The 17,531-nt window shown below is 65.6% G+C and carries 18 protein-coding genes and 1 tRNA gene; 9 read left to right on the top strand and 10 right to left on the bottom strand.

Annotated elements, in window-relative coordinates:
• Positions 1–7: 7 nt before the first annotated feature.
• Positions 8–220 (top strand): hypothetical protein, encoded by a 213-nt coding sequence (locus G5V65_RS14210; RefSeq protein ID WP_165051281.1) that lies wholly within the window; start codon positions 8–10, stop codon positions 218–220.
• On the opposite strand, the gene G5V65_RS14205 is transcribed toward G5V65_RS14210, so the two are convergent.
• The 8 genes from G5V65_RS14205 to G5V65_RS14170 all read right to left on the bottom strand — a co-directional run bounded on the left by G5V65_RS14205 (position 221) and on the right by G5V65_RS14170 (position 5,964).
• Entirely contained in the window at positions 221–1,303 is a 1,083-nt protein-coding gene (locus tag G5V65_RS14205) for a 2'-deoxycytidine 5'-triphosphate deaminase (protein WP_165051280.1), read from the bottom strand.
• A gap of 75 nt (positions 1,304–1,378) precedes the next feature.
• Positions 1,379–1,456, bottom strand: a tRNA-Pro gene (locus tag G5V65_RS14200).
• A 63-nt stretch (positions 1,457–1,519) separates the two neighbouring features.
• Positions 1,520–2,467 (bottom strand): MerR family transcriptional regulator, encoded by a 948-nt coding sequence (locus tag G5V65_RS14195; RefSeq protein ID WP_165051278.1) that lies wholly within the window; start codon positions 2,465–2,467, stop codon positions 1,520–1,522.
• Positions 2,468–2,482: 15 nt separating this feature from the next.
• A complete protein-coding gene (ihfA, locus tag G5V65_RS14190) occupies positions 2,483–2,785 on the bottom strand; it encodes an integration host factor subunit alpha (protein WP_165051277.1) in 303 nt (100 codons plus the stop codon).
• 95 nt (positions 2,786–2,880) lie between these two features.
• Entirely contained in the window at positions 2,881–3,852 is a 972-nt protein-coding gene (locus tag G5V65_RS14185) for a beta-ketoacyl-ACP synthase III (protein WP_165051276.1), read from the bottom strand.
• Positions 3,849–4,982: a phosphate acyltransferase PlsX gene (gene plsX, locus G5V65_RS14180; protein ID WP_165051275.1), complete on the bottom strand. Its 1,134-nt coding sequence runs from the start codon at positions 4,980–4,982 to the stop codon at positions 3,849–3,851. Before plsX ends, G5V65_RS14185 begins: the two co-directional genes overlap by 4 nt.
• A 24-nt stretch (positions 4,983–5,006) precedes the next feature.
• Complete coding sequence (gene rpmF, locus G5V65_RS14175; RefSeq protein WP_165051274.1) at positions 5,007–5,213, bottom strand: 50S ribosomal protein L32; 207 nt, start codon at positions 5,211–5,213, stop codon at positions 5,007–5,009.
• Between the two features lie 160 nt (positions 5,214–5,373).
• Positions 5,374–5,964, bottom strand: coding sequence for a YceD family protein (locus G5V65_RS14170; protein WP_165051272.1), 591 nt, complete (start codon positions 5,962–5,964; stop codon positions 5,374–5,376).
• A 225-nt stretch (positions 5,965–6,189) separates the two neighbouring features.
• On the opposite strand from G5V65_RS14170, the gene G5V65_RS14165 reads away from it, so the two are divergent.
• Positions 6,190–6,672 carry an outer membrane protein assembly factor BamE gene (locus G5V65_RS14165; RefSeq protein ID WP_165051269.1) on the top strand — a complete coding sequence of 161 codons (483 nt, stop codon included), beginning with the start codon at positions 6,190–6,192 and terminating at the stop codon, positions 6,670–6,672.
• A gap of 55 nt (positions 6,673–6,727) precedes the next feature.
• On the opposite strand, the gene msrB is transcribed toward G5V65_RS14165, so the two are convergent.
• On the bottom strand, positions 6,728–7,120 hold the full coding sequence (gene msrB, locus G5V65_RS14160) for a peptide-methionine (R)-S-oxide reductase MsrB (RefSeq protein ID WP_165051267.1): 393 nt from the start codon (positions 7,118–7,120) through the stop codon (positions 6,728–6,730).
• Positions 7,121–7,198: 78 nt separating this feature from the next.
• Between msrB and G5V65_RS14155 the strand changes: the two genes are divergently transcribed.
• From G5V65_RS14155 to G5V65_RS14145, 3 genes are all read left to right on the top strand, one after another.
• On the top strand, positions 7,199–7,972 hold the full coding sequence (locus G5V65_RS14155; protein WP_343162850.1) for a GNAT family N-acetyltransferase: 774 nt from the start codon (positions 7,199–7,201) through the stop codon (positions 7,970–7,972).
• A gap of 42 nt (positions 7,973–8,014) precedes the next feature.
• Entirely contained in the window at positions 8,015–9,823 is a 1,809-nt protein-coding gene (locus G5V65_RS14150; protein ID WP_165051263.1) for an ABC-F family ATP-binding cassette domain-containing protein, read from the top strand.
• 222 nt (positions 9,824–10,045) lie between these two features.
• On the top strand, positions 10,046–10,642 hold the full coding sequence (locus G5V65_RS14145) for an outer membrane protein (RefSeq protein ID WP_241250575.1): 597 nt from the start codon (positions 10,046–10,048) through the stop codon (positions 10,640–10,642).
• A gap of 87 nt (positions 10,643–10,729) precedes the next feature.
• Here G5V65_RS14145 and G5V65_RS14140 read toward each other — a convergent pair whose 3' ends face one another.
• Complete coding sequence (locus G5V65_RS14140) at positions 10,730–12,109, bottom strand: pyridoxal phosphate-dependent decarboxylase family protein (protein WP_165051261.1); 1,380 nt, start codon at positions 12,107–12,109, stop codon at positions 10,730–10,732.
• Between the two features lie 448 nt (positions 12,110–12,557).
• On the opposite strand from G5V65_RS14140, the gene cysS reads away from it, so the two are divergent.
• The 4 genes from cysS (at position 12,558) to G5V65_RS14120 (ending at position 17,212) form a co-directional block, all read left to right on the top strand.
• The gene (cysS, locus tag G5V65_RS14135; RefSeq protein WP_165051259.1) at positions 12,558–13,982 is read left to right on the top strand and encodes a cysteine--tRNA ligase; all 1,425 of its coding nucleotides are present in this window, start codon (positions 12,558–12,560) and stop codon (positions 13,980–13,982) included.
• A 94-nt stretch (positions 13,983–14,076) separates the two neighbouring features.
• Positions 14,077–15,708, top strand: a complete 1,632-nt coding sequence (gene cimA, locus G5V65_RS14130; RefSeq protein WP_165051257.1) for a citramalate synthase — start codon at positions 14,077–14,079, stop codon at positions 15,706–15,708.
• Positions 15,660–16,430: a class I SAM-dependent methyltransferase gene (locus tag G5V65_RS14125; RefSeq protein ID WP_241250574.1), complete on the top strand. Its 771-nt coding sequence runs from the start codon at positions 15,660–15,662 to the stop codon at positions 16,428–16,430. Before cimA ends, G5V65_RS14125 begins: the two co-directional genes overlap by 49 nt.
• Entirely contained in the window at positions 16,427–17,212 is a 786-nt protein-coding gene (locus G5V65_RS14120; RefSeq protein ID WP_165051255.1) for a squalene/phytoene synthase family protein, read from the top strand. The genes G5V65_RS14125 and G5V65_RS14120 overlap by 4 nt, the downstream gene beginning before the upstream one ends.
• The last annotated feature ends 319 nt before the right edge of the window (positions 17,213–17,531 follow it).

Below are 17,531 nucleotides of genomic sequence, written 5' to 3'. Positions count from 1 at the left end.
TGTGCGGATGGATGTGACGAAGCTTGTCCAGAAATACGGGGGGCGTCTGCTGCGGCAGGCGCTTGGTGGCCTTCTGAAGGAAGGCATCAACCGGATGGGAACACAGGGCGGAAAGGGGACCGGCTCGCCGGAGCAGGACCGTCAGCGCAGCCAGCAGACCCGTGCCGCGCAGAACCGCATGCGCGATGTGATAAAGGTCGCCCGCCGCTTCTGGCGCTGATCAGGCGGCGTGAAACTGCTTGGCCAGTTTCAGGCCCTGGCCCTGATAGTTTGATCGGATCGCCTGGCCATACAGCGTGTCGGGGCGTTCTGCCATGCGTTCATAGACAAGCCGCCCGACGATCTGCCCATGCTCCAGAACAAAGGGTGCCTCGTGGCAGCGCACTTCCAGAACACCGCGTGATCCCGCACCGCCCGCTTCCGCGTGGCCGAAGCCGGGATCGAAGAACCCCGCATAGTGAACCCGGAACTCGCCCACCATGGCCAGATAGGGGGCCATTTCGGCGGCATAATCGGGCGGGATCGTCACGGCTTCACGGCTGACGAGGATGTAGAACGCCCCGGGATCAAGGATGATCCGACCCTCTGTCGTGCGGATCTCCTCCCAGAAATCGGCAACGGCGTAGTGGTTGATCAGATCCAGATCGACGACGCCGGCATGGGGTTTGGCGCGATAGCCCACCAGATCCCCCATTTTCGGCCGCAGATCGACAGAGAAGCCAAGACCTTCTGATATCACCGCCTCGCCCGATACCAGCGGATCGGCCTTGTGCAGTTTCAGAAGGGCGGCATCGTCCAGAACGGTCTGCCCGCAGCGAAACCGCACCTGGTTCAACCGCATGCCGGGCCGCACAAGGACCGAAAAGCTCTTGGGGCAGACCTCGGCATAGAGCGGGCCGCGATATCCTTCCGGGATCCGGTCGAATTCCGACCCGCCATCCGCGATTGTCCGCGTCAGAAGATCAAGGCGGCCGGTTGAACTTTTTGCATTCGCCACGGCTGTCAGGTCGGCGGGCAGTGACAGGGTTTCCATCAGGGGAATCACATAGACGCAGCCCTTCTCCAGCACGGCCCCTGCCGTCAGGTCGAAGCGATGCATCTCGAACTCCGACAGGCGTTCCGCCACGGTCCGGCCCTTTCCGGCAAGGAAGGATGCCCTCACGCGATAGGCGACTGTCCCAAGCCGAAGGTCCATGCTGGCAGGCTGGATCTGCGCGTCGAGGATGGGAACATCGGATGCGATCGCGCCATCGCGTATCAGGCCCCTGATTGCCTGCGAAGGAAGCACGCCCTTGGCCTTCATTCCGCCTATCCCCCGATCAGAAGCCAGAAACGGAACCGCCCGCGCTGCCACTGGGCAGGCGGGCGGTTTCGGTGTTGGTCGGGCCGGTGAGATTCGAACTCACGACCTTCCGCCCCCCAGACGGACGCGCTAACCAGGCTGCGCCACGGCCCGACAGGCGGGATACATACCGATATTCCGGGCAGGGGCAAGCACGAAAGCGCATTTCGCGGATGATCACCGTGCCCTGCGTCGCGCGGCTTCTGCCACGCGATTCCGCAGATCGGCAAGCCGGTCACGCAACCTGATCAGATCGGGTTGAATTGCCGCCACCTGCACCTCGCTACGCTGCCGCAAGAGCGCTGCAACCGTAGGTTCCACCGCAATCGCAGGCTCTGCCGATGGGGGGCCTTCCGTCGATTCGCTGTCCACATCCCCGTTGGGTGCGGGCAATCCGGCTGCATCGCCTTCTGCCATCTCCGGGTCATCGGAACTGGCTTCGGCATCCGCAGAGGGGATCGGCTCTTCGTCCCGCAGGGCTGCATCGCCATCGTCGTCAGTCGAACCCGGGCCATCGGGATGGGCGTCTTCCGAACGGCCCATTTCTGCGCCGATCTCCGCCGCAGACGCCGCAGCCTCTGCAGAAGCGGGATAAGGGCCTTCATCCTGCGCATCCGTGGGCCACAGGGCGGCCTCGGTTGTGGCATCCGCAAGATCGCCGGGATCCTGGGGCCAGGGCCGCCCCTCTGCGGGGGGGATCTGCTCGGCCCGGCCGAGGGCCACTTCAAGCGAGATGATCTGCGCGCTGTGGGTCTCGTCGGTGCCTTGCTCGCCGTCGTCATCGGCAATGTCGCTGCGGAACAGCGCCGCCGCAGCCGCCGGATCCAGCATGCCTTCGACGGCATCGCCGCCAAACCCTTCGGCAAGGCCCGCAACGTGGCGAATGCCATGTTCCCTAAGGATTTTCTGCACGCCACGGATTGTCATCCCTTCGTCGTGCAACAGCTTCTTGATCCCGGCCAGAAGCGCCACGTCGCCGGGCCGGTAATAGCGACGTCCGCCCGCGCGCTTTACCGGGCGGATCTGCGGGAAACGGCTCTCCCAGAACCGCAGCACATGCGCGGGGGTTTCAAGGAAATCGGCAACCTCACTGATGGTGCGGAACGCCTCTGGGGATTTCTCCATCGGCGGGTCAGCTCCTTACTTTCTGGATCCGGCGGCCACGCGATCCTTCATCAGATGGGAGGGCCGGAATGTCAGAACGCGGCGGGGGCTGATCGGCACTTCATCGCCGGTCTTCGGATTGCGTCCGACACGGGCGGACTTGTCACGCACCGAAAACGTCCCGAATGAGGAGATCTTGACCGTCTCGCCGCTGGCCAGCGCGTCCGAGATGTGCTGCAACACGCTTTCGACAAGCAGGGCGCTTTCGTTTCTGGAAAGCCCGACCTCGCGGAACACGGCTTCCGACAGATCCATGCGGGTTAGTGTCGTCTCACTCATCCTGTCCCCCCCGGGCATTTCGGGACAGAGTGAGCGCTTTGGATTTCCGAGTCAATATCAACAGCTTGTCGGGCTGGTTTAAGACAGGCGCCGTGTCACCAGCGCAGAACGACCGAACCCCAGGCAAGGCCCCCGCCGATGGCTTCCGTCACCAGCAGGTCGCCCTGCTTGATCTGCCCACGCGCCTTTCCGACCGACAGTGCAAGCGGGATCGAGGCGGCGGACGTGTTTCCGTGATCCTGCACCGTCACGATCACATGGTCCATCGGCACCTGCATCCGCTTGGCCGTGGCCTCGATGATGCGGATATTGGCCTGATGGGGCACGATCCAATCGACATCCCCGCCGGACAGCCCCACCTTGGCCAGCGCCGCATGGGCGGTTTCGGCCAGCTTTTCCACGGCGTGGCGGAAGACTTCCTTTCCCTGCATCCGAAGATGCCCGGTCGTCCCGGTGGAAACGCCACCATCGACATAGAGAATGTCGCGATGCCGGCCATCGGAATTGAGATCGGTCGACAGGATGCCGCGATCCTCGGTCGTGCCATTGCCCTCGGCCGCTTCGAGGATCAGCGCACCCGCCCCGTCACCGAACAGGACGCAGGTCGACCGATCCGACCAGTCCATCAGGCGCGAAAAGGTTTCTGCCCCGATCACCAGGACTCGGCGCGCCTGGCCCGACAGGATCAGCGCATTCGCATTCGCCATGGCAAAGACGAAACCGGCGCAGACGGCCTGCACGTCGTAGGCGAAGCCGCGCGTCATGCCAAGCCCGGCCTGAACCATGGTCGCGGCAGAAGGAAAGGTAAGGTCTGCCGTGGATGTGGCAAGAATGATCGCATCCAGATCGTCCGGCGTCAGCCCGGCGTCCTGCAAGGCGGCCTGCGCGGCGCGGATCGCCATATCCGACGTTGTCTGCCCCTCAGCCGCGAAATGCCGACGTTCGATCCCCGATCGGGTGCGGATCCATTCGTCAGACGTCTCGACCAGTGCTTCCAGATCGGCATTGGAGACAAGCCTTTCGGGCAGATAGTGCCCGACGCCCGCCACGACGGCTCGTATCGTCATTCTGTTGTCCCGCCTCCCGACCCCGATGCCGCATCGGACGGGGCTTTGTCTGTGGCGTCATCCTGCCCCGCACGGGCAGCAGACGCAACCCGGGCGGCAAGACGATCCTGAAAGTCGGCGGCGGCGAGTTGGCGTGCAAGGCCGATGGCTGCGGCAACGCCGGTTGCATCGGCAGATCCGTGGGATTTCACCACCGTGCCGTTCAGCCCGAGAAAGACCCCGCCATTCGCCCGGCGCGGATCCATCCGGCGCTGCAGGCGGCGCAGGGTGCCAAGTGCGAAGAGGGCGGCAAGCCGCGAAAAGATCGAGGCATTGAATTCCTCGCGCAGGAAATCCGAGATCAGCTTGGCCGTGCCTTCCCCTGTCTTCAGGGCCACATTGCCGGTGAAACCGTCAGTCACGATGACATCGACCCGGTCAGAGGGGATGTCGCTGCCTTCGACGAAGCCGATGAAATCGAAGCTTCCGGATTCGGCGGCAGCGCCCAGAAGCTCGTGCGCTTCCTTCAGTTCCGCCCGGCCCTTGTGTTCTTCGGTGCCCACATTCAGCAGGCCCACCCGCGGGCGCGTCAGGCCAAGGCCATTGCGGGCATAGGATGCCCCCATCATGGCGAATTGCAGAAGATCGCCCGCCTCGGCCTTCACATCCGCGCCCATGTCGAGCATGACATTGAAGCCGACGGCATTGCGCGATGGCCAGAGGCTGGCGATGGCCGGTCGGTTGATGCCGGGCAGTCTGCGCAGGCGGATCATCGAAATGGCCATCAAGGCGCCGGTATTGCCGCAGGAGACGGCAACCTTCGCCTCGCCCTGCTTGACGCTTTCGATGCAGGACCACATCGAGGTGCCGTCGCCGTTGCGCATGACCTGGCTCGGCTTGTCCTGCATGGACACGATCCTGTCGGCGTGGCGAAGGGTCACGCGGCCGGCAAGTCCCGTTTCCTTCGCCAGCAGGCGGGAGAGTTCGGCTTCCTTGCCATGAAGGATGAAGTCGACATCGGCATGGGCCGCCACAGACAAGGCAAGACCGGCAACAACTGCTGCCGGCCCCCGGTCGCCACCCATGGCGTCAACGGAAATGACGATGCGCCGCCCGCTTTCGGTTGCCGGAGTGTGAAGTCCGTTGACCATCGGGCTGGGCGTGCGGGATGCGGCTTACGCCGCGTCCTCGTCCAGATCGACTTCCTTGGCGGTCGCCACGACTTCACGCGCGTCGTAATGGCCGCAGGCGCCACAGACGTGGTGCGGGCGCTTCAGTTCGCCACAGTTGGAGCATTCCTGCGGATTGCCGGCAACCAGCGCATCATGCGCACGGCGCATGTTGCGGCGCGAACGGGTGACTCGGTTCTGAGGGACAGCCATGTCTCAACCTCGGATAGTGGGGGCATGCCCCGGATTTTGCTTTGCGATCAGCGGTTTGCCCGCTTTCTGCGCGAGCCGATAACAGCCATCGGACGAGGCGCGGAAAATACCCGGATTCGGCTTGGGCGCAAGCCCCTTTCTTGCGTTGCGAAAAAGGCTGTCATTTGCCGCCATCTTCGCCTTCGCCGTCCGATGAAAGCCGGTCCCTGAGGGCCGCGAGACCGGCAAAGGGCCGAAGGTCGGCATCCTTCAGCGGTTCCGCCCCGGGGGCGGCAAAGACGGCCTCGCCAAGTTCGGCTCCGGGCGCCCTTGGATAAAGTGGCAGTGCAAGTTCCAGGGATTCGACCATGACGGCGCCGAGGTCGATCTCTTCGGGCATCGGTTCCTGGGTGTCGTCCTCGGGCATTTCGACTTCGACTCCCTCGGGTTCCTGCCAATCCGACAGGTAGCTTCGCCGCACGGTTTCCGAGATTTCGCCGGGAACGGGGGCCAAGGTGATGGAGCAGGGCTGCACGAAGCTTGCGACCAGATCGGCTTCAAGCTGGAAATCATGTCGACCGACGGGCCGGATCTCGCCCCGAAAGCCAAGGGCGGAGAGGCCCAGCAGGCCAAGGCTGTCTGCGATCTGCTGTCGAAGCGCGGCATCGGGGCGCAGATCAAAGCGCGTGGGCTTGCGTGCGGGCAGAGTGGCCGTGCGCAGCGGCGCAGGGAAGGCTGCGTCCGCCTTGGGTCTGTCGGTCTTCTGTGTCATCTGCCTCACTCCGCCGTCGGCGTTTCCGGGCGTCTTGCCGAGAATAGACTGTCCAGCGGCAGGGGCCTGTGCCGTTCCATTCTTGAACAGCAGGCCAACCTTCTGTAAGCCGAAGACAAAGCGCCGCGTGCCGTCATATGCTTTGCAATACGTCCTTGGGCGAAGCAAGACAAGGCAAGGCGGTTGTCCGGCTGATACGGATGGCAGAGGCAGGTAGGGAACGGAATGGGGCTTTTCGATAAAACTTCGGCCTCTGCGGCGATCGGCAGGGGCCTCCGCTTCGGTCTTGTCGGCGCGATGCTGTTCCTTGCGGCCTGCGCGACGGTCTATCGCAATCATGGCTATGTCCCCACGGATGATGATCTGGCGCTGGTGGAAGTCGGTGTCGATACCCGCGAAACCGTGACGGAAAAGATCGGACGGCCAACCGCTTCGGGCCTGCTGAACGATGTCGGCTGGTTCTATGTGCAAAGCCGCTGGGCCTATCGCGGGGCGTTCGAGCCGAAGGAGATCGACCGGCAGGTGGTTTCGATTACCTTCACAGAAGCCGGGCGGGTCGAGAATGTCGAGCGCTTCGGGCTGGAACGCGGAAAGGTCGTGCCCCTGTCACGGCGCGTGACCGAGACGAATGTGAAGGGCCTCAGCCTGATCCAGCAGCTTTTGGGAAGCTTTGGCCGGATCGCGCCCGGTGTCATCACGGGCGACTGATCCGGGGAAACCCACGGAAAGGGCAAGGGGGCGCGTCCGGAGGACGCGCCCTTTCTCATTCCTCGGGGTCGAAACTCAACGAAACGCCGTTGATGCAATAGCGCAACCCGGTCGGGGCGGGGCCATCGGGAAAGACATGGCCGAGATGCGCGTCGCACCGGTTGCAATGCACCTCTGTCCGGCGCATCCACAGCGTTCGATCTTCCTGTTCGCCGACCATTTCTGGGTCGATGGGCTGCCAGAACGAGGGCCAGCCTGTGCCGCTGTCGAATTTCGTGCGGGCATCGAAGAGGGGCGCACCGCAACAGATGCAGCGGAAGGTGCCGGGCTTCTTGGGGAAGTCGTCATGCGTGAAGGCGCGTTCGGTGGCATGCTTGCGGGTGACGCGATAGGCCAGATCGGACAGTTCCGCCCGCCATTCCGCATCCGACTTGACCACCTTGTCCATGGGGCATCCTTTCTTGTAGCGACTGTCCCCGGGGGCTTGCACCCGCCCACGGGCCTGGCCCATATCTAGGGCTCTGTCGTGCCAACGCCAAGCGGGGAGGGAGCCTGTTCCGTGCTGCCGTTCTGCAAGGGCCGATTTCGGGCCCGTCTCGCCGAGACGTCCGGGGATCTGCGCGCCGTGCAGCGCCTGCGCTACCTCGCATTTCGCCAGCCCGGCGCGGGCAGGGGCGCGCGGGATGGTCTTGATCGGGACGCGTTCGACGCACATTGCCGACATCTGATGATCGAGACCGAGGGCGGGGATCTGGTCGCCACCTGCCGCTTTCTGTCGCTTGGGACGGGGAATGACCTGTCTTCCTGCTATTCCGCGCAGTTCTACGATCTGCAGCCACTGCGCGGCCTCCGCGGCCCGAAGCTGGAGATCGGGCGGTTCTGCCTTGCCGAAGGGCAGGGCGATCCGGATGTGCTGCGCATCGCATGGGCAGGGCTGACCCGGATGGTGGAGGCGCTGGGTGCCGTTGCCCTGTTCGGCTGTTCATCCTTTCCGGGAACGGATCCGGCGACCCATCGTGATGCCCTGGCCCTTCTGGGCGCGCGGCACAGGCCACCGGAGGGCCTTGGTCCGGGGCAAAGGGGCGGCGAGGTGGTGGCCCTGCCTGCAGGGCCGTTCGATGAACGCCAGGCGCTGCAGCAGATGCCGGGCCTCTTGCGCAGCTATCTGGCGATGGGGGGATGGGTCAGCGATCATGCGGTCATCGACCGCGACCTCGGCACTCTGCATGTTCTGACCGTGGTCGATATCGCCGCCATCCCGCCCGCCCGGGCGCGGCTCTTGCGGGCGGATGCCGTCTGAGGGGCGTTGACGGCGCCTGCCTGCCCGCATACCTGATCGGCCATGGCACGCGCACCCCTTCTGCAGCTTTCGTCGATTTCGCTGACCTTCGGTGGAAACCCCGTCTTTGACGGGCTGGATCTTGTCGTGCAGCCGGGTGACCGGGTGGCGCTGGTCGGGCGCAATGGCTCGGGGAAATCGACCCTGATGAAGGTGATGGCCGGGCTGGTGGATCCCGATCAGGGCAGCCGGGTGATACCGCCCGGGGTCACCGTGGGCTATATGGAGCAGGATCCCGATCTTTCGGCCTTTGCCACGCTGGGGGATTATGCCGCAAGCGCCTTGCCGGAAACGGATGTCTATCGCGTGGCCATGGTGGCAGAGGGCTTGAAGTTCCGCCCCGAAACCCCGGTGGCCACGGCCTCGGGCGGGGAGCGGCGGCGGGCAGCGCTGGCCAAGCTTTTGGCCGAGGCGCCGGAACTGATGCTGCTGGACGAACCGACGAACCATCTGGATATCCAGGCGATCGAATGGCTGGAGGCGGAGCTTTCCGCCACGCGGGCGGCCTTTGTGGTGATCAGCCATGACCGGAGTTTCCTGCGGGCACTGACGCGGGCAACCCTGTGGATTGACAGGGGAGAGGTGCGGCGGCGCGAATCCGGGTTCGACGGGTTCGAGGAATGGCGCGAGACGGTCTGGGCGGAAGAGGACGAGGCCCGCCACAAGCTGGAACGCAAGATCAAGGCCGAGGCGAAATGGGCCGTCGAGGGCATCAGCGCCAGACGCAAGCGCAACATGGGGCGCGTGCGCGCCCTTGCCGCCCTGCGGGAGGAGCGGTCCTCGATGATCCGCCGCCAGGGCACGGCGGCGATGGAGTTCGAGACCGGCCCGACCAGCGGCAGGAAGGTGATCGAGGCGCGGGGGCTGGAAAAGGCCTTTGGGGATCAGGTCATCCTGCGCGGCCTTGACCTGCGCATCCTGCGCGGGGATCGGGTGGCCTTTGTGGGGCCGAACGGCGTGGGCAAGACGACGCTGCTGAAGATGCTGGTGGGCGAGGTGGCCCCGGATCGGGGCAGCGTCACGCTGGGCACCAATCTGGAGGTTGCGGTCTTTGATCAGACGCGGGCCCAACTGGATGCCGAGGCCAGCCTCTGGGACAATCTGGTGGGAGATCCGCAGATGCGCGTCTCGGGTGCTGCGGACCAGGTCATGGTGCGGGGAACGCCACGGCATGTGGTGGCCTATCTGAAGGATTTCCTCTTCGACGAGGCGCAGGCAAGGGCGCCGGTCAGGAGCCTTTCGGGGGGAGAGAAGGCGCGGCTTCTGCTGGCGAAACTGATGGCAAAGCCGTCGAACCTGTTGATCCTGGACGAGCCGACCAATGATCTGGACGTCGAGACGCTGGATCTGTTGCAGGACATTCTGGGCGATTATGACGGCACGGTGCTGCTCGTCAGCCATGACAGGGATTTCATCGACCGGGTGGCGACGGCGACCGTGGCGCTGGAAGGCGGCGGGCGGGCCACCGTCTATCCCGGAGGATGGTCGGATTATGCCGCGCAGCGGCCGGCGGCGGCGGCGCAGCCCGGCCCTGCCGCGAAGCCTGTGCCTGCGCGGGTGGAGCAGCGGCCCGTTTCACCCCCAAAGGCGGATGGGTTGAGCTTTACCGAACGCAAGCGGCTGGAGGCGCTGCCTGCGATCATCGACCGGCTGGAGACCGAGATTGCGCGCCTGGGCGAGCTGCTTTCGGATGCCGATCTCTTTACCCGCGAGCCGATCAAGTTCCGCAAGGCGACCGAGGCGATGGCCGAGCGGCAACTGGCCCTTTCGGCGGCCGAGGAAGAGTGGCTGGCGCTGGAGGAACGGGCCTGAAACGGTTCCCTCCTGCCGGAAATTATCACGCAATCTTGAGGGGATAGGCCGGAACTGGCCGATCCGTGCCATGGGCGTGGTCGGGTTTCTGCCGGTTTCGATCACGTCCGCTCATCTGTCCGTCATGTGGCCTTGCCGGAGGGGCGCCGGGGGCGCATGTCGGGGGGGCGAGATGGCCGACGCCGCTGCGGACGGCCACGGAACAGGCACAGGAGACAGAAAATGATGATCAGGAACAGCCTGGCGGCGATGGCCGCCGTGACGGCATTCGGGGCAGTGCCCGCGCTTGCGGGTGGCCCGGTTCCCGTGATGGAAGAGCCGATGGTGGCCCCGGCGCCGGTGCCGGTGGCGGCACCTTCGGCGGATTGGAGCGGTCTTTATGCCGGTGCCCAGCTTGGCTATGGCGATGTCGGGTCTTCGACCGGCGCGCTGGATGGCAGTGGCATGACCGGCGGGCTTTTCGCCGGTTACCGCGCCGATTTCGGCCAGTTCGTGGCCGGGGTCGAAGGCAACTATGACAAGGCCGACATCGACCTTGGCGGGGGCGCGGCGACGCTGGACAGCATCACCCGGCTGAAGCTGATCGGCGGCTATGACATGGGGCCTGCGCTGGTCTATGGCACGGTGGCGGCGGTGCGGGCGGACAGCTCGCTCGGGGCCGACAATGGCTGGGGTGCGGGCATCGGGGTGGACTATGCCCTGACCGACCGCATGACGCTCGGCGCGGAGTTGATGGAGCATCGCTTTGACAACTTCGTCGGCAGCGGCACCGATCTGGACGCGACCACCGTCAATGCGCGGCTTGGCTTCCGGTTCTGACGTGAAAACAGAGGGTTGCGATCCGTTAACGGATCGTTAACCGCGATTGGCAGAGGGCGGTCCGGCAATGGGCTGCCCTTTCGCCTTCTACATCAGTTCGGCCACGACCTGCGGGATCATGGCCACATCGTCCTGCGTGCAGTCGAACTGGCCGACCTGCACCCGGATGACATAGCGCCCGGCATGGCGGGTCTGGGTAAGGTAGATGCGGCCATCGTCGTTGATGCGGTGCAGCAATCCTTCCGTTTCGGCATCCGATCCAAGCGCGAAGGTGAAGAGCGAGAGCGAGGGTTCGGTGGTGATCGTCACGCCAGGAAGCCGCGCCAGCGCATCGCGGGCCTCGCGCGCCCAGACCACATGGTTGCGGATCCGGTCGCGCAGGCCGGACAGACCATAGGCGCGAAGGGTGAACCAAAGTTTAAGCGCGCGGAAGCGGCGGCCAAGGGGCACGGTCCATTCGTTGAAATTCGTGATCTCGTCCCGTCCGGCGGTTTCCAGATAGGTGGGGCGCAGGCCCAGCGTGCGGATCTGCGGGGCGGGATCGGCGAGGAACTGGACGGCGCAATCGAATTGCGCGCCAAGCCATTTGTGCGGGTTGAAGACGATGCTGTCGGCGCCGTCGACGCCCGTCCACAGGTCGCGGAATTCCGGGCAGATCATTGCGCTGCCGGCCCAGGCGGCATCGACATGGACAGGCAGGTTCGCGCCCTTGGCGATGGCGATGCAATCGGCGATCCGGTCGAAGGCCCCGACCGAGGTGCCGCCCGCGCAGAGGATCACACCGGCGGGCTGAAAGCCTGCGGCACGGTCGGCGGCGATGGCCCCGGCCAGTGCGCCGGGTTTCATGGACAGGTGGGCATCTGTATGAATCTTCACCAGATTTTCCTGGCCGATCCCGGCGATGCGGGCGGCCTTGTCGACGCTGGAATGGGTTTCTGCGCTGGCATAGAGGCGCAGGCGCGGCTGGCTGGCGAGGCCTTTTTCAAGGCCGCGCCAACCCAGCGCGCGTTCCCGCATGGTCAGCACGGCAGAAAGGGTGGCGGTGGTGGCGCTGTCATGGATGGTGCCGGTGAAGCCGTCGGGCAGGCCGAGGGCCTGCGTGAGCCAGCGCATCATGACCTGTTCAAGCTCGGTCACGGCGGGGGAGGTCTGCCAGAGCATGCCTTGCGCGGCGATGGCATTGGCCAGTTGTTCGGCCAGCATGGAGGCGGGGGAGGCGTTGGCGGGGAAATAGGCGAAGAAGCGGGGATGCTGCCAATGCGTGAGGCCGGGGGGGATGATGCGTTCGAAATCGGCGAAGATCGCCTCGGCCGCTTCGGGGTTTTCGGGTGGGTTTTCAGGAAGTTGGGCGGCGATGCTGCCGGGGGTGAGGGGGGCGCGGACGGGGCGGTCGCGCAAGGTGGAATGGTAGTCATGCGCCCAGTCGGCGGCGCGTTTCGACCAGTGGCGCAGATCATCGTGATCCATGAATTCCCCCCTCTTCCCGAAGCTGACTTGATCAGGCGGCGCGTCTGGCTGCAAGGGGCGGTTGCTGCGTTGATTCAGGGGGTTAGGGCAATCCGGCGATGCAGCGGCCGGTGCAGGCGCGCAGTGCAGACGGGCGTATGCACGCGGCGCACGGCGGGCGACGGAAATCTTAACGTTAACCACAGGCCGCGAATCGCGGCTTCTGCCCCCGAAACTTGGGCTTGGCAGGCCCCCGGAATGGTTGTAGCGATGGGCCATGAGCATGAAGGGCATCATCGGCTGCTGCTGCATTACCCGCTGACCATTGGTCGCGCGGGCCTTCTTCTTGTTCCCACGAACAGACGAAGTTGACAGACCCGCGCCGGGAACGGCATGGCGGGCCTTGCGCTGCCTCTTCGGGGCCAGATCTTGGGGCCGGATTTTGGGGCCAGATATTGGGGAAGGCGACATGGTGACGATCCGGCTGCACAATTCCAGGACGCGGGTGAAGGAGGAGTTTGTCCCCATCGACCCGGGGAATGTGCGCGTCTATGTCTGCGGGCCGACGGTCTATGACCGGGCGCATCTGGGCAATGCGCGGCCTGTCGTCGTCTTCGACACGCTGTTCCGCCTGCTGCGCCATGTCTATGGCGCGGGGCATGTGACCTATGTGCGCAACTTCACCGATGTGGATGACAAGATCAACGCGACGGCCTTGGCGCGGAAGGAGGCGGGGGCGGCGGGGAGCCTTGAGGACCTGATCGCCGAGCGGACGGAAGAGACGATCCGCTGGTATCACGACGACATGGATGCCCTGGGCGCGCTGCGGCCCACGCATGAGCCGCGGGCCACGGCCTATGTGGGGCAGATGATCGCGATGATCGGGGCGCTGATCGAGGGGGGGCATGCCTATGCCAAGGAGGGGCATGTGCTGTTCCGGGTGCGGTCCTTTGCGGAATACGGGCGGCTTTCGGGGCGGTCGGTCGATGACATGATCGCGGGCGCGCGGGTCGAGGTGGCGCCCTTCAAGGAAGACCCGATGGATTTCGTACTGTGGAAGCCGTCGGATGACAGCCTGCCGGGATGGGAGAGCCCGTGGGGCCGGGGGCGGCCGGGGTGGCATATCGAATGCTCGGCCATGTCCTTGGCGCTCTTGGGGGCGAGTTTCGACATCCATGGCGGCGGGATCGACCTGCAATTCCCGCATCACGAGAACGAGGTGGCGCAAAGCTGCTGCGCCCATCCGGAGGCGGAATTCGCGCGGGTCTGGATGCATAACGAGATGTTGCAGGTCGAGGGGAAGAAGATGTCCAAGTCTTTGGGCAATTTCTTCACCGTGCGGGATCTGCTGGAGAAGGGCGTGCCGGGGGAAGTGATCCGCTTCGTCTTTCTGGGCACGCATTACGGGCGGCCGATGGATTGGACGGCGGAGAAAGCGGCAGGCGCGTCGTCCAAGCTTGACGACTTTGTCAGGCTTGTTGCTCAATTTGGGAATCTCGAAAAGGCTAAAGACCTGCAGCCGGACGACGTGATCGTTGCTGCACTAGCGGATGATCTGAACACTCATGCGGCCCTTGTTGCGTTGGAGAATTTGGCCAACACGGCGCGTTACGATGACCTTGCGCGGAACCTGGACTTCCTTGGCATATTGAGCTTCGCGCAACTTGAACAGCGTATCGAAGTAAGGGACTCGGCAATGCAGCTTTTGAAGCCTTATGCGGCCAATTTGGCCGCGATGCGGGAGGCTGCGATGGCTACGAAGGATTTCGCGCCGGTCGATGCGATGAAGGCGGGATTGCTCGCGGCGGGGGTGGAGGTGCGGATGTCGAAGGCGGGGGTGGAGCTGTTGCCCGGACCGGGATTCGATGCCGCGAAGCTGGAGGGGTTGGTGTGAACGATTTTTCTGCGAAAAATCGGGGGGGCGCTGCCCCCGCCCGCCTGCGGCGGACTCCCCCGGGGTATTTGGGCCAAGATGAAGGGGGGCGGTCGTGACGGAGCGGCTTTATCTGTTCGACACCACCCTGCGGGATGGGCAGCAGACCCAGGGGGTGCAGTTTTCCACCGCGGAGAAGCGGCAGATCGCGGCGGCGCTGGATGCGCTGGGGGTGGATTACATCGAGGGCGGCTGGCCGGGGGCGAACCCGACGGATAGCGAGTTCTTTGCGGGCCGCGCGCCGACGCGGGCGGTGATGACCGCCTTCGGCATGACCAAGCGGGTCGGGCGGTCGGCGGAGAATGACGATGTGCTGGCGGCCGTGCTGGATGCGGGGACGCCGGCGGTCTGTCTGGTGGGCAAGACGCATGTCTTTCATGTGAAGACGGCGCTGGGATGCACGTTGGAGGAGAATGTGGAGGCGATCCGCGCCTCTGTTGCGCATTGCGTGGCCAAGGGGCGCGAGGCGCTGTTCGATGCGGAGCATTTCTTTGATGGCTATTGGGCCGATCCTTCCTATGCGCTGGCCTGCCTGAAGGCGGCGCTGGGGGCGGGGGCGCGCTGGGTGGTGCTGTGCGATACGAATGGCGGCACGCTGCCTGCCGAGGTGGGCCGTGTGGTGGGCGAGGTGATCGCGGCGGGGGTGCCGGGGGACCGGTTGGGCATCCATTGCCATGACGATACCGGGAATGCCGTGGCCAATTCGCTGGCCGCCGTGGATGCGGGGTGCCGGCAGATCCAGGGCACGCTGAACGGGTTGGGCGAGCGGTGCGGGAATGCGAACCTGACGACGATCATCCCGACGCTTCTGTTGAAGGAGCCTTATGCGGGGCGCTTCGAGACGGGGGTGGGGCGCGAGGCCCTGGCGGGGATGGTGAAGCTGAGCCGTCAGTTGGACGATATCCTGAACCGGGTGCCGCTGCGGAGCGCGCCTTATGTGGGGGCGAGCGCCTTTGCGCATAAGGCGGGGTTGCATGCGAGCGCGATCCTGAAGGACCCGTCGACCTATGAGCATGTCGACCCTGCCGTGGTGGGGAATGAGCGTGTGATCCCGATGAGCAATCAGGCGGGGCAATCGAACCTGCGGGCGAGGCTCAAGGCGGCGGGGATCGAGGTCGATCCAAAGGATGCGCGGCTGGGGCGGATACTTGAGGTGGTGAAGGCGCGCGAGGATCAGGGCTATGCCTATGACGGGGCGCAGGCGAGCTTTGAGCTGGTGGCGCGGGCGGAACTGGGGCTTTTGCCCGAATTCTTTGAAGTGAAGCGCTATCGCGTGACGGTGGAGCGGCGGAAGAACAAGTACAACCAGATGGTCAGCCTTTCGGAGGCGGTCGTCGTGGTGAAGATCGGCGAGCGGAAGATGCTGTCCGTTTCCGAGTCGATGGATGAGACGGGGACGGATCGGGGGCCGGTCAATGCGCTGGCCAAGGCCTTGGGCAAGGATCTGGGGCCGTATCAGGCGGTGATCGACGACATGAAGCTGGTGGATTTCAAGGTGCGCATCACGCAAGGCGGGACCGAGGCGGTGACGCGGGTGATCATCGACAGCGAGGATAGCCGGGGGCGGCGCTGGTCCACCGTGGGGGTGAGCGCGAACCTTGTGGATGCGAGTTTCGAGGCGCTGCTGGATGCGATCACATGGAAGCTGATCCGCGATGTGGGGCGGCCCGCGGGCGCGGCATCGTGATGGATTGGGACAGCTTCCTTGCCGTCCACAGCGACCTGCCGCGCGAGGGGCCGGGGGAGGCCGCGGATGTGGGATGGGCGCTGGCGCTGGCCTGCCTGCCGGAGGGGGCGGCGATCTGCGATGCGGGGGCAGGGGCCGGGGGCGATGTGGCGGCGCTGCTGACGGTGCCGGGGGCGCGGGTGCTGGCCATCGACACGCATCCCGGTTTCGTGGCGCAGATGCGGGCGCGGTTTGCAGGCGAGGCGCGGGTGACGGTGGAGGAGGCCGACATGGCGGCGCTTGGGGCGCATCCGGCGGGGCATTTCGATCTGATCTGGTGTGCGGGGGCGCTGTACTTCCTTGGGCTGGAGGAAGGGTTGGCGCGGATGGGTGCGGCCCTGAAGCCCGGCGGGGTGCTGGCCTTTTCGGAGCCCTGCCATTTCGTGGATGCGCCTTCGGAGGCGGCGGTTGGGTTCTGGGAGGGGTATCCGGTTCGGACGGCGTCTGGGATCGCGGCGGCGGTGGCTGCTGCGGGATATGCGAGCCTTGGCGCGCGGCCCTTGGGCGATGCGGCCTGGGAGGCCTATTACGCACCGATGGAGGCGCGGATCGCGGCCTTGCGGCCGGGCGCGGATGGGCGGCTTGCGGCGATGCTGGATCTTTGTGGCGATGAGGCGGCGCAGTGGCGGCGGGTGCGGGCGGAGACGGGCTATCTGCTGACGGTGGCGCGGTGGAAGGGATGAGCCCCGAGGCCGTGGGGGCCTGTGCCGCGTTGGTGGAGCGGGGGGATGCGGACCGCTTTGCCGCCGTGATGGCCGCACCGCTGGCCGTGCGGGGGCGGCTTTTCGTGCTTTATGCCTTCAACCTTGAGGTGGCGCGGGCGCCCTGGGTGACGCAGGAGCCGATGATCGCGGAGATGCGGCTGCAATGGTGGCGCGATGTGCTGGCCGAGGCCGCCGAGGGACGGGCGCCCCGCGGGCATGAGGTGGCGGGGCCGCTGCATGCGCTGATCCGTGGAACGGAGTTGCCGGTGGCGGTGCTGGACCGGCTGGTGGAGGCGCGGCGGCGGGATATCTGGCGGGAGCCCTTTGCCGATGAGGCCGAGCTTGGGGCCTATCTGGAGGACACGGCCGGGGGGCTGCTCTGGGCGGCGGGGCGCTGCCTGGGGGCGGTTGAGGCGGATGAGGCGGCGCTGCGGGATCTGGGATGGGCGGCCGGACTGGCAAGCTATCTGCAGGCGGTGCCCGAGCTTCTGGCGCGGGGGCGGCAGCCCCTTGTGCGGGCGGATGCCGCCGGGATTGCCGCCATGGCAGAGGCGGGGCTGGACCGGCTGGCGCAGGCGCGGGCGCGACTGGGGACGATCGCGGCGCGGGCGCAGGGGGCGACGCTGGCCGGCTGGCAGGCGGGGGGCCTTTTGCGGCTGGCCCGGGCGGAGCCGGAGCGGGTGCTGCGGGGGGAGTTGCGGCTGTCGGAATTCCGCAGGCGCGGGGGCCTGCTTCTGGCGGGATGGCGCGGCAGGCTTTGAGGCCCCTTTGGCAGGCAGGTGGCGGAAGCGGCGGAAGCCTGCCGATTATTCCGATAATCCGGGATGATTGCCCTACAAATTCCCGAATTGCGTCCGTTTGAGAACACGGAAGGCTGTCACGGTCGATGCGTGGGATGGATTCTATCCCCCCCTTGGTCGTGTGGCCCTGAGCGGTTCTGGGAAAACTCATGAGTATTGTATCACCGATCTTTCCTGACGACATAGGGACTGACACCTCGCTGCGGGGATTTGCCCATGGGACGCGGATCATGACGCCGCGCGGGTGGCGATTGGTCGAGGAACTGGTGGCGGGCGATGC

Origin of the sequence: Paragemmobacter kunshanensis (genome assembly GCF_011059185.1) — a bacterium.
GTDB lineage: Bacteria > Pseudomonadota > Alphaproteobacteria > Rhodobacterales > Rhodobacteraceae > Paragemmobacter > Paragemmobacter kunshanensis.
Note: the sequence above shows the minus strand (reverse complement) of the source record. Positions and strands in the feature narration are given on the sequence as shown.